The sequence below is a fragment of the Ureibacillus acetophenoni genome (genome assembly GCF_900220965.1).
Classification (GTDB): domain Bacteria; phylum Bacillota; class Bacilli; order Bacillales_A; family Planococcaceae; genus Ureibacillus; species Ureibacillus acetophenoni.
The window spans coordinates 354,390-367,029 of record NZ_OBQC01000003.1 but is presented as its reverse complement, the minus strand read 5'-3'; the positions used below and the strand labels follow the sequence as shown (position 1 = coordinate 367,029).

The following is a 12,640-nucleotide window of genomic DNA, read 5'->3' as shown; positions in this document are numbered from 1 at the left end:
TAAGGAGATGTCGTTATGCAAAAGGTAGATGCAATAATTGTAGGTGGGGGTCCTTGTGGATTGTCAGCAGCAATTGAATTGCAAAATATCGGATTACAACCTGTCATTATTGAAAAAGGGAATGTTGTAAATGCCCTATATAATTACCCAACACATCAAACATTTTTTAGTACGAGTGAAAAATTAGCAATTGGGGATGTTCCATTCATAATTGAAGAACGCAAACCTCGTAGAAATCAAGCATTAGTGTATTACCGTGAAGTTGTGAAGATGAAAAATCTAAAAGTAAATCGTTTTGAAAAAGTTGAAAATGTTTCAAAACAGGAAGACGGTTCTTTCATTGTAAAATCAGACAAAGCTGATTATGTGACACCTTACGTTATTCTAGCTACTGGGTATTACGATCAACCGAACTATTTAAATATTCCTGGTGAAAATTTACCTAAAGTTTTTCACTATTTTAAAGAGGCACATCCATTTTTTGATACAGATGTTTTAATTATTGGTGGGAAAAATTCAGCTGTTGATGCAGCGCTTGAATTAAATAAAGCAGGTGCACGTGTAACAGTTTCTTATCGTGGAAGTCAATATTCACCAAGTGTAAAACCGTGGATTTTACCGGAATTTGATGCACTAGTTCGAAATGAAGAAATAAATATGCTTTTCAATAGTCACGTGTTAGAGATTCGTGATGATGAAGTGCTACTTACAGTTGATGGGGAAGAACAAGTCATTCAAAACGAGTTTGTTTTTGCCATGACAGGTTATCATCCAGATCACAATTTCATAAAATCAATTGGAGTTGAAATCGACCAAGAATCAGGTCGTCCTCGTTATAATCCAGAAACTATGGAAACAAATGTAGAAAATCTATTCATCGCGGGAGTTCTTGCTGCGGGAAATAATGCTAATGAAATCTTCATTGAAAACGGGAAGTTTCATGGCGGATTTATTGCTGATTGTATTTCGAAAAAAGGGAAATAGTAGTAAAAAATTGTCCACGAGAAGGCTCGCGGACAATTTTTTCAGGATGTAAGTTACCAAGTGCTTGAGATGGGTATGGGAATTGATTTTACGTACACAATTCCATAGAATCGGAATTTTTGTCATGCAACTCACTTTTCCATGACACTATTCCTGTGAATTCTGATATTTTGTCACGCAACTCAATTATCCATGACACTATTCCTGTGAATTCTGATTTTTTGTCACGCAACTCACTTTTCCATGACACTATTCCTGAGCATTCTGATTTTTTGTCACGCAACTCACTTTTCCATGACACTATTCCTGTGAATTCTAATTTTTTGTCACGCAACACGATTTTCCGTGACACTTTTTGCTGAAATTCTAATATGTTGTCACGCAACTCAATTATCCATGACACTATTCCTGTGAATTCTGATTTTTTGTCACGCAACTCACTTTTCCATGACACTATTCCTGTGAATTCTGTTTTTTTGTCACGCAACTCAACTTTCCGTGACACTATTCCTGAGCATTCTGATTTTTTGTCATGCAACTCAACTTTCCGTGATATAATCCTGAGAATTCTAACCTTTTGTCACACAACCGAATTTTTACGCGACTAAATTCCGAAGAATCCAGATTTTTGTCCCGTATACCTGAAACGTCATGCCCTAATTCTATGAAGGAAAAATTAATTAAAAAACTCTTTTAAATCAACCGGTTTATTTACCTGGTTCAATCCAATTAATAATTTTAATCGAGCTTTTTGACCACTAATTCCAGTAGCAAAAATGACACCCATATCTTCTAGCATTTTTCCACCACCGGGATAGCCATAGACTGGTTCAGCAATCCCATTAAAACAACGTGAAACAAGTACAACAGGAACTTTCGCATCAAGCAGTTTCGCAATGCCATCAACCACTTTTGGAGGTACATTTCCTTGCCCTAATCCTTCTAGTACAACACCATCGTACTTCAACTGTAAAATGGATTCTAATAGATCTCCTTCCATGCCAGCATATACTTTCAACATGGCTACTCTTTTTTCTAATGATTTCACTTCAACAAATCTTCTCTTAATAGGTGATTGATGAATATGTACTAATTTTTTCGTTATTAACCCAATTGGTCCATATTGAGGACTTTGGAAAGTATTTACACTAGAAGTCGATGTTTTTGTAATGTTAAACGCTTGATGAATTTCATCATTCATTACTACAAGGACACCTTTTTTCGATGCATCTTCACTACAAGCAACCCGAACAGCCTCTACTAAATTGTAAACACCATCTGCGCCAAGCTCATTAGAAGACCTCATTGCACCCGTTAATACAATTGGAAAATCAAAATTTGTCGTTAAATCTAAAAAATAAGCAGTTTCTTCCAAAGTGTCAGTCCCATGGGTAATAACTATACCATCGAATTGGTTCGTTTTTGTTGAGTCCACTATTAAATTTCTTAGTTGTAACATCTCGTTCGGTGTTATGTGAGGTGATGGTAAGTTAAACGCTTCTAATTCGGTAATATTTGCATACTGATCTAAACTACTACTAAGACCCATAATTGGATTTGAATCGGATGGTAATACAGATCCAGTTTCATTATTTATTTGCATTGAAATGGTACCACCTGTATGAATTAACAGAATGTTTTTTTTCATTGTAAAATCTCCTTTATTAATATTTTACAAGCTCGTTTTAATGTTATAATATTATAAAGTTTAGTCTTTAAAAAGGAGCAAATCGACATGTTTATATTATTGTCTGCTGCGATAGCTCCAGGCCTCGCACTGTTCAGTTACTTTTACCTACGAAATCAAATGTCAACTGAACCGCGAAAAACATTACTTCAGGCATTCATCTATGGGGCATTAATAACCTTTCCAATAATGTTTATACAATATGTATTAAAAGAAGAGGGCGTTTTTTCAAGTCCATTTGTTGCAAACGTATTGTTCTCTAGTACAATTGAAGAGTTTTTTAAATGGCTTGTCATATTTGTCGTAATCTATGGACATATTGAATTCGACGATCCCTATGATGGCATCCTGTATGGTGCCAGTATATCATTAGGATTTGCAACAGTTGAAAATGTTCTATTTTTATTAACTTTTGGAATCGATACTGCTTTTATGAGAGCGTTACTACCAGTTAGTAGTCATGCACTTTATGGTGTTGTCATGGGCTATTATTTTGGTAAGAGTAAATTTGCCAAAAACGACAAAGCAACTGAATATTTAGTATTGGCGTTTTTAGCACCTTTGTTATTACATTTTATTTACAATGCTATTTTATCATTTGAAGATTACTGGGTATATCTTGTTGCACCATTTATGTTATTTTTATGGTGGTATGCCTTAAGAAAAGTAAAACTTGCCCACCAACACTTAGTAGATCATCTAATTGAACAAAACAAATATCATTAACGGTTCATGAAACAATCATTGGATTTCATGAGCCGTTTTTCTTGTTTTTCACGTATAAAACATTCACTTTCTTACATGCTATGAGAAAGGAGTGAATTAAAGTGAATTATATGATAAGAAGCATACTTATTACAGTTTTATTAGTACTTGGAATTGCTTCGTCTATTGATCAAACTAAAGAAGCGCATGCTTTTTCTGGTCGCCTTTTAGAGCGCGGTTCATCTGGTGATGACGTAATAGAGTTACAAGCTAGATTACAATGGGTAGGCTTTTATAATGGGAAAATTGATGGCATTTTTGGCTATGGAACCTATTGGGCACTACGAAACTTCCAAGAACAATGGGGGTTAGAAGTTGATGGAATATTAGGTCCAGATACGAGAAATAAACTAGTAAATGCAAGTCAATACAATCGAGATTGGGTTCATCAACAAATAGCTCAAGGAAATCAATTCACCCACTATGGAAATACACCTCTTGCACAGCAGACAAAGCCTGGAAGAGGTTCAAATGGTGGACAAGGACAAAATAATGCTTCTACTGTTCAATTACCAGTTAAATATTCAGAACGAGATTTACAATTAATGGCTAACGCAGTTTATGGAGAAGCTCGTGGTGAACCTTATGAAGGACAGGTTGCTGTTGCAGCTGTTATATTAAATCGTTTAGAATCACCTGATTTTCCTAACACGATTTCAGAAATTATTTTCCAACCACGTGCATTTACTGCAGTTGCGGACGGACAAATTTGGTTGACACCAAACGAAAGAGCTAAACAAGCAGTGCTTGATGCAATGAATGGATGGGATCCTTCAGAAAATGCGCTTTACTATTTCAATCCAAATACAGCAACAAGTGCATGGATTTGGTCAAGGCCTCAAATTAAGAAAATCGGTGAACATATATTCTGCTACTAAAGGAGGGATCACATGAAAAATGCAGTCTATTTGTTATCAATAGCTGTTCTAGCTCTTGGATTATATTCATTTGAAGTAAGAAATGAAAACAAACAGTTAGAAAGAACGGTCCATGCGCAATATACAAATGCATTAACGAGTGCGTCCGAAACGTTATCAACCCTTCAAACTTCAGTTAATCAGTCGTTATTATTCCAAGATAAAAATGCACTGAATAAGGAACTTGATAATATTTGGCGTTTAAGCGACCAGTTACGTTCTTCAATTGGTAGTTTGCCTTTAAATCAAGAAGTGGCAAACAATTGGATAAAATACATTGGGAACATCGGTGACGAAGCACGAATAGCTGCTGAAAAAGGTAGTTATGAAGAATGGCATGATAAAATGGGAGTCGTAGCTACAAATTTACGCTCATTATCAAATGAATGGGAAGTTGCTACTTCTAGATATTTCGAAAATGATGGAGATTTCTCGAAGTGGCAACGAGTATTAAATAATGAAACGGAAGATGAGCAATTTACAAATATTGCTCAAAACTTAAAAACATACGGTGAAACTGATTTCCCATTAACAGCTAGTGAATCAGACTGGTTGAAGAAAAGGGAACTGCAAAATTTAAATGATAAAGAAATTACAAAAGAACAAGCAATTGAAGTTTTGGAACTTCTAATCCCAAATATTAAAGATGCAGCTTACACGGTCACTAAAAGTAGAGATGATGCTCCATACCCGTTTTACCATATTCAATTTGTAAAAGGTAGTCGTATGGGATATGCTGACATCACTGTAAAAGGCGGTCATATTATATCCTTCCTATCTGAACGTCCTGTTCAGGAAGATAAAAATATGTCGACGCAAGATATTAAAGACTTAACTTATGAATTTGTAAAAAATGCAGGATACAAAGATGTCGAAATTGTAGAGTTTAGGGAAAACCACGAAGTTTATCATATTGCTGCTGCACGTGTTTATAATGATGCTATTGTATATCCAGATGGAATTCAATTTAAAGTGTCAAAAGCTAGTGGCGAATTATTAGGTTTAAATGCGATGGAATACGTGCAAAAAGAAACGATTAAAGAACAACCAGTTAATCCTATCGATTGGAAACAGTTCTTCCGACCAGGAACAATTGTCGAAGAGGAAAGTATGATCTATACAGAGAATGATTTATTTGAATTACGTCTATGTTATGAAGTTATAGCGCGTTACGATAGCGATTACAATGAAACTTTCAGAGTAGTTGTAGATGCCGAGAACCATGAAGTGTTAAAAGTTGAATATATGCAATAGAAGATAGACAAATGAAACATAGAAAATCGTATAATTTCGTGCAATAATATAAGATATACTATTGCACGAGGTGGCGATTTAGTTTTGGAAATAAAAATTGGAACAGTACTAACATTGGAACCTATCCCTGCTTATGAAAAGTCTGAGAAATTCCATTGTAAAGTTGTAGAACAATCAGATAGGGTACTTTATATCGATTATCCGATAAATAGTTTAACGAAAAAAACTGCCTTTTTAATCGATGGTTCACAATTTCGTGCTACTTTTGTCAATGAAGATGAAACTAGTTATGCTTTTAATACGGAGGTTATTGGTCGTAAACTTAATAACATTCCAATGATCATGTTAACACTTCCTCCGGTTGATGAATTTATTAAAGTTCAACGTCGAGAGTTCGTTCGTGTTAAAACAACAGTTGATGTAGCCGTAGAGTTTGAAAATCAATATTTTCAATTTGTATCCCAAGATATTAGTGCAGGTGGGCTTGCACTAATTCTGAACTCCGATGTACCTTTCAAAGATGGCGATCAAATTGAATTAACGATTGTATTACCATATTCTAACGGTGATATTCGATATGTTCGTACAAATGCTTATATAGTTCGTATATTTGAAAAAAATGGACTAAAACTAGCTTCTACTCAATTTGTTGAGTTAGAAGATGTTGTAAAACAACATATTTTAAGATTCTGTTTCGAAAGACAACTAATTCTTCATAGAAATGAACTAAAAACTGTTTAATCTTTTGAATATATCTAGAAATTGTTAATTATAAAAAGCCCTAAATAGAAAGGGCTTTTTCTTTTGGTATATAATAAATTGTCTCATATTATCTTTTGAGATTGGATTACAAGAAAAACGAATAATATCTATGTTATTATGTAGTTTGGAAAGTAGGGATTACGATGTCAAAACAAATTCAAATTGCGATAGATGGGCCAGCTGGTGCAGGTAAAAGCACTATTGCAAAAATTGTTGCAGAAAACCTCGGTTTTACATATATCGATACTGGAGCTATGTATAGAGCCGTAACGTATAAAGCATTGAAAGAAAACATAGAATTAGAGAATCAAGAAGCTTTAGAAACAATGCTTTTAAGCACTGTGATCGACTTAAAACCATCAAAAAATGGACAACTAGTTTATGTCGATGGAGAAGATGTAACGAATTTAATCCGTTCAAATGAAGTAACCGCAAATGTCTCACAAGTTTCAGCACATCCAAATATTCGTGAAATACTTGTGGGAAAACAGCAAGAATTAGCATCAAACGGTGGCATTGTTATGGACGGTCGCGATATAGCAACTCATGTATTAACAGATGCAGAATTAAAAATCTTTATGTCCGCTTCTGTTGAGGAAAGAGCAAAAAGACGTTTAATAGATAATGAAAAACGAGGGATTCCTTCGAATCTGGAAACGTTAATTCAAGAAATTTCATTAAGGGACAAACTAGATAGTGAGAGAGAAGCATCTCCATTAATTCAAGCAGAAGATGCAATCTATCTTGATACAACAGAGCTGTCAATTGAACAAGCAGCAAATGAAATATTAAGATTAGCAAGAGAAAAAATGGAATAATTTTAAGAGTTGAACGTATTTTCAATATATAGATACTTTTTTTATGTGTTAAATGTATAATTCATCTATGTTTACCACCAATTTCACAACAATTAACCAAGTTTTTCTAAAAAGAAAAGGAATATTTTTTGTCTTTATAGAAGTTATCTAATAAAATAGAAATTGGAAGATGCGAAGGAGGGTTACATATGTCTGAAGAAATGAATGCAAATTTAGGTCAAGAATTTCAAGAAGGAGATATTGTGAAAGGTGTTGCTGCTAAGGTTGAAGACAAAGCAGTAACTGTTTCAATAGAAGGTGCACCGTTTGACGGAATCGTACCGATTAGCGAACTATCTAGTTTGCATATTGAAAAAGCATCCGATGTAGTATCCGTTGGTGATGAATTAGAACTAATCATTACAAAAGTTGAAGAAGAAAATTTTGTATTATCAAAACGTAAAGTAGATGCAATGAAAGCTTGGGATAAGCTAGAGGCCCAATTTGCATCAGGTGAAGTTTTTGATGCAGAAGTAAAAGATGTTGTGAAGGGTGGCCTTGTAGTTGATTTAGGTGTTCGTGGCTTCGTTCCTGCATCTCTAGTAGAGGACTATTTTGTTGAAGACTTCGAAGACTATAAAGGCAAAACATTAAGTTTTAAAATAACAGAACTAGATAAAGAAAAAGGAAGACTTATTTTATCTCATCGTGCTGTTGTTGAAGAACAAAAAAATTCAAAGAAGAAACAAGTTCTTTCTGGCATTAAAGAAGGCGATGTTCTTGATGGCACAGTTCAACGTATTGCGCCGTTTGGAGCTTTCGTTGACATAGGTGGTATAGATGGTCTAGTACACATTTCTCAAGTCTCCCATGATCATGTAGAAGACGTCAATCAAGTTTTAACAAAGGGCCAAGCTGTGAAAGTGAAAGTTCTTTCAGTGGATCCTGAAAATGAAAGAATTTCTTTATCTATTAAAGATACTCTTCCAGGACCATGGTCAAACATTGAAGAACGTGTTGCAAAAGGTTCTGTTTTAACAGGTACAGTAAGACGTTTAGTTTCATTTGGAGCATTTGTAGAACTGTTCCCTGGTGTTGAAGGGCTTGTGCATATTTCTCAAATCTCGCATAAACACATCAATACTCCACATGAAGTGTTAAAAGAGGGGCAAGAGGTAGAAGTAAAAGTACTAGATGTAAATAGTGCAGAAAAACGTCTATCATTAACAATAAAAGAACTTCAAGAAAATCCTGAGAAGGAAGAAGAATTTGAATATGAATTACCAGAAGAGACTTCTGGATTCTCACTAAGTGAAGTAATCGGCGATCGTTTAAAAGGCTTCACAAATAAATAACACAGCTTCTATTAAACAGGTGTGTCCAAAACACACCTGTTTTTTATTTTTTTGTAGATAGTTGAATATTGAAATTCATCAAATTACCGGATTCGATATACGACATATTCAAAGTTATGTGCAATTTGCGCTTAATTTCAAATATGTCGTATATCGATTTCGCCAATTGAGTAAATATCGTAACTTTTTTACAATCGCAATTTTCTATCGTATTGAAAACAGAACCATCTCTACATAATAAGTGTATGACTTAATAACAATATGAAACAAAACGATCTTAATTTGTTCAATATTCAATTGGTAAGTGTTTTAAATTTATTATTCGTACAAGAAAAAATATCATTTTGACCTATTTTTAGGCGAAATGTGTATTTCTAATGTATAATACAAAAGATAAGATTTTGGAAGGATGAAGTACAGATGACAAAACCAGTAATCGCCATCGTAGGTCGTCCGAACGTTGGGAAATCTACAATATTTAATCGTATTGTTGGTGAACGTGTTTCTATTGTGGAAGATATTCCAGGAGTTACACGTGACCGCATTTATAGTTCGGCAGATTGGTTAACACATGAATTTAACATTATAGATACGGGCGGAATTGAAATGGGGGACGAACCCTTTTTAGAACAAATTCGCGCCCAAGCAGAAATCGCCATTCAAGAAGCGGATGTCATTATTTTTATGACAAACGGCCGCGAAGGTGTAACCTTAGCAGATGAACAAGTGGCAAAACTTTTATATAAGACAAAAAAGCCGGTCGTTCTTGCAGTTAATAAAATTGATAATCCAGATATGCGAGAAATGATTTATGATTTCTATTCATTAGGATTTGGTGAGCCATTCCCAATCTCAGGTTCTCATGGACTTGGACTTGGAGATTTGTTAGATGAATGTGCGAAGCATTTTCCGAAAGAAGATGAAGAAATTTACCCTGATGAAACAATTAAATTTAGTTTAATTGGTCGTCCGAATGTAGGGAAATCATCTTTAGTGAATGCATTTTTAGGTCAAGAACGTGTAATAGTTAGTAACATTGCAGGTACAACTCGAGATGCTATCGATACTCCTTACACTTATGAAGATCAGGATTATGTAATCATTGATACAGCTGGGATGCGTAAAAGAGGGAAAGTGTTCGAATCAACTGAAAAGTATTCAGTTCTTCGAGCAATGAGAGCGATTGAACGTTCCGACGTTGTTTTAGTCGTACTAAATGCAGAAGAGGGAATTCAAGAGCAAGACAAAAAAATCGCTGGATATGCCCACGAAGCTGGTAAGGGAATAATTATTGTTGTAAATAAATGGGATGCAGTTGAAAAAGACGAAAAAACGATGAATTTATTTACAGAACAAATTCGTGAGCACTTCTTATTCTTAAGCTATGCTCCAATTATTTTCGTTTCTGCTAAAACAAAGCAAAGAGTTCACCAAATTTTAGCATTGGTTCAACGTGTAAGTGAAAATCATGCAATGCGTATCCAATCATCTATTCTTAATGAGGTTATTGAAGATGCAGTTGCAAGAAATCCTGCTCCAAGTGATAAAGGACGTCGTTTACGAATTTACTACACTACTCAAGTATCGGTGAAGCCACCTACTTTTGTTACCTTTGTTAATGACCCTGAGCTTATGCATTTTTCATATGTCCGTTTTCTTGAAAATCGCATTCGTGAAACTTTTGATTTTGAAGGCACGCCAATACGTTTAATTACACGTGCTAGAGACTAATTTATTTAATTCAAATGCCTTATGGAGTAAGTAAAAGGTGCAATTACCTTAAGGGCTAATTTGAAATAAGTGAGGGGAAGTACAATGGAAAAAGTAACTGTTTTTGGAGCTGGATCTTGGGGTACAGCATTAGCGATTGTTTTAGCCGAAAACGGCCATCAAACTTTACTTTGGACACATAGAGAAGACCAAGCTACTGAGATAAATCAATACCATACAAATAAAAAATATTTACCTGAAACGATTCTACCTACTGAACTAACGGCAACAAGTGACTTAGCAGAGGCAATCGAACACTCAACATTATTTGTTATCGCAGTTCCAACAAAAGCAATTCGTGAAGTATGTAGTAATATGATGAAAACTTTAAATAAGAAAGCTTTATTTATTCACGTTTCAAAAGGAATTGAGCCAGATACTCTACTTAGAATTTCTGAAATTTTAGAAGGAAGTTTACCGGCAGAAGTTGTTTCAGATATTGTTGTATTATCTGGACCAAGTCATGCAGAAGAAGTAGTGTTACGCCATCCAACGACAATTACAGCAGCTTGTGAAAATATTGATTCAGCTGAAAAAGTTCAGGATTTGTTTATGAACGGATATTTTAGAGTTTACACAAATACGGATGTAATTGGTGTTGAACTTGGTGGAGCTTTGAAAAATGTCATTGCCCTTGGAGCTGGAATTTCTGATGGATTAGAATATGGAGATAATGCTAAAGCTGCACTGATCACTCGTGGATTAGCAGAAATTTCCCGACTAGGTGTTAAAATGGGAGGAAATCCATTTACATTCTCAGGTCTTTCAGGAATGGGGGACTTAATCGCAACTTGTACAAGCGTTCACTCTCGAAATTGGCGAGCAGGAAATATGCTTGGGAAAGGGTTAACCCTTAATGAAGTCTTAGAAAAGGTCGGCATGGTTGTAGAAGGTGTCCGAACTACAAAAGCCGCATATCAGCTCGCGCAAAAATACGACGTACCTATGCCATTAACATCAGCGTTATATGAGGTTCTATTCCATGAAAAGACGCCGAAAGATGCTGTAGATGAGCTTATGATTCGTATGAAGAAACGGGAAATTGATTTATATTAATTTAACTAAGCAGTTAATTTAAAATATAAACTAATTTTCATCAAGTTTTCACAAATTCTTCATTATTTAGAAAAAATGTACGCAAAAGTTTGTAACTCATTGTAAAATAGAGTTTACTCGAGTAGGAGGTATATAATTTATACCTCCTATTCTTTTGAAGAAAATTTAATACATAGTAATTTGTTTCGAAAGGTGGTCAAGAATATGCAATATTCACCATTAGATTTATTTGTACTAAACTCTGCGCGGGGACCGCTTGCAAGTATGCACGCTTTAGACGTAATGTGGGTTTCATTCTATTCAATTGGTGCAATGTTAGTATCTGTTTTATTATTGTCAGCTTCGAGAAAATGGATAAAAAATGCCTTTTTAAGTTTTATTATTAAATTATTCGCGTTTTTATTGTTCTTACTAGGCTCATTCTTAATGGTTCTAGTAGTGTTTACATGGCCTTCTTAACGTAAAATGAGGTGAAAAAGTTGAAAAATAAATGGAAAATTAGTGTCATGCTAATGGTACTAACTTTAATATTAACTGGATGTATGTATCCTACTGACGAAAGAGCTGAAAATCAAATTCCAGACCAAGTGCAATTAGATGGTGTGCAAAGAGCTATTGATGAATTTAGAGCGGATACTGGCGTTTTACCGATTAAAACTCGCGATATGGATACAGATATTTTCATCAAATATTTAGTTGATTTTGATAAATTAGTACCGAAGTATTTAGCTAATTCACCGGGAAACTCCTATGAAAAAGGTGGAATCTTCCAATATATTATATGGGATCCAGAGAATAACCCGACTGTTAAACTAGTTGATTTACGTGCTGCTGATGCAATTCGTGATATGAACATTCGTTTTCTAGCAACAAAATATCCTACTTATAAAGAGCCTATTACAACTTATGTCTATACAATAGACTACGAAAAACTAGGTATGGCAAAAGAAATTACGGTACCAAGTCCATATTCTAATAATCAATTACCACTTGTAGTGTCGACGGATGGACATGTCTATGTCGATTATTCGATTGATTTAAATTTATTTATTAAAGAAAATAATTTAACACCAACGCCTGGTGAGGATATTAGAAATCTATTAATTGAAGCATATCCGGTAGTGCCTGCCTATTCATTGCCATATACAGTCAATGAAAATAACGAACCAGTTTTTATGTTCGATCCAACAAAAGAAAATGAGTAATTTAATATAAATAATTTTTCACACCTTGTGCATTTTTCGCACAAGGTGTTTTCATATTCAGAGAATACCGTTCATACACTATATTACG

The 12,640-nt window shown here is 34.6% G+C and carries 13 protein-coding genes; 11 read left to right on the top strand and 2 right to left on the bottom strand.

Annotation, left to right across the window (positions count from 1 at the left end; all coding sequences use genetic code 11):
* Window positions 1-15: 15 nt before the first annotated feature.
* Window positions 16-984, top strand: coding sequence for a YpdA family putative bacillithiol disulfide reductase (locus CRO45_RS07185; RefSeq protein ID WP_097148966.1), 969 nt, complete (start codon window positions 16-18; stop codon window positions 982-984).
* 88 nt (window positions 985-1,072) lie between these two features.
* Here CRO45_RS07185 and CRO45_RS07180 read toward each other — a convergent pair whose 3' ends face one another.
* Window positions 1,073-1,522, bottom strand: a complete 450-nt coding sequence (locus CRO45_RS07180) for a hypothetical protein (protein WP_097148965.1) — start codon at window positions 1,520-1,522, stop codon at window positions 1,073-1,075.
* 138 nt (window positions 1,523-1,660) lie between these two features.
* Window positions 1,661-2,632 (bottom strand): asparaginase, encoded by a 972-nt coding sequence (locus CRO45_RS07175; protein WP_097148964.1) that lies wholly within the window; start codon window positions 2,630-2,632, stop codon window positions 1,661-1,663.
* 87 nt (window positions 2,633-2,719) lie between these two features.
* On the opposite strand from CRO45_RS07175, the gene prsW reads away from it, so the two are divergent.
* The 10 genes from prsW to CRO45_RS07125 all read left to right on the top strand — a co-directional run bounded on the left by prsW (window position 2,720) and on the right by CRO45_RS07125 (window position 12,552).
* On the top strand, window positions 2,720-3,397 hold the full coding sequence (gene prsW / locus CRO45_RS07170) for a glutamic-type intramembrane protease PrsW (RefSeq protein ID WP_097148963.1): 678 nt from the start codon (window positions 2,720-2,722) through the stop codon (window positions 3,395-3,397).
* Window positions 3,398-3,507: 110 nt separating this feature from the next.
* Window positions 3,508-4,314, top strand: coding sequence for a spore cortex-lytic enzyme (sleB, locus tag CRO45_RS07165; RefSeq protein WP_097149008.1), 807 nt, complete (start codon window positions 3,508-3,510; stop codon window positions 4,312-4,314).
* 12 nt (window positions 4,315-4,326) lie between these two features.
* Window positions 4,327-5,607: a PepSY1/2 domain-containing protein gene (locus CRO45_RS07160; protein WP_097148962.1), complete on the top strand. Its 1,281-nt coding sequence runs from the start codon at window positions 4,327-4,329 to the stop codon at window positions 5,605-5,607.
* 84 nt (window positions 5,608-5,691) lie between these two features.
* Window positions 5,692-6,348, top strand: coding sequence for a flagellar brake protein (locus CRO45_RS07155; RefSeq protein ID WP_097148961.1), 657 nt, complete (start codon window positions 5,692-5,694; stop codon window positions 6,346-6,348).
* A gap of 164 nt (window positions 6,349-6,512) precedes the next feature.
* A complete protein-coding gene (gene cmk, locus CRO45_RS07150) occupies window positions 6,513-7,187 on the top strand; it encodes a (d)CMP kinase (RefSeq protein WP_097148960.1) in 675 nt (224 codons plus the stop codon).
* Window positions 7,188-7,375: 188 nt separating this feature from the next.
* Window positions 7,376-8,521, top strand: a complete 1,146-nt coding sequence (rpsA, locus tag CRO45_RS07145; RefSeq protein WP_097148959.1) for a 30S ribosomal protein S1 — start codon at window positions 7,376-7,378, stop codon at window positions 8,519-8,521.
* 420 nt (window positions 8,522-8,941) lie between these two features.
* Entirely contained in the window at window positions 8,942-10,252 is a 1,311-nt protein-coding gene (gene der, locus CRO45_RS07140; protein ID WP_097148958.1) for a ribosome biogenesis GTPase Der, read from the top strand.
* 84 nt (window positions 10,253-10,336) lie between these two features.
* Window positions 10,337-11,347, top strand: a complete 1,011-nt coding sequence (locus CRO45_RS07135) for an NAD(P)H-dependent glycerol-3-phosphate dehydrogenase (RefSeq protein WP_097148957.1) — start codon at window positions 10,337-10,339, stop codon at window positions 11,345-11,347.
* Window positions 11,348-11,551: 204 nt separating this feature from the next.
* On the top strand, window positions 11,552-11,806 hold the full coding sequence (locus CRO45_RS07130; protein ID WP_097148956.1) for a DUF2768 domain-containing protein: 255 nt from the start codon (window positions 11,552-11,554) through the stop codon (window positions 11,804-11,806).
* 11 nt (window positions 11,807-11,817) lie between these two features.
* The gene (locus CRO45_RS07125) at window positions 11,818-12,552 is read left to right on the top strand and encodes a hypothetical protein (protein WP_328588603.1); all 735 of its coding nucleotides are present in this window, start codon (window positions 11,818-11,820) and stop codon (window positions 12,550-12,552) included.
* Window positions 12,553-12,640 lie beyond the last annotated feature (88 nt).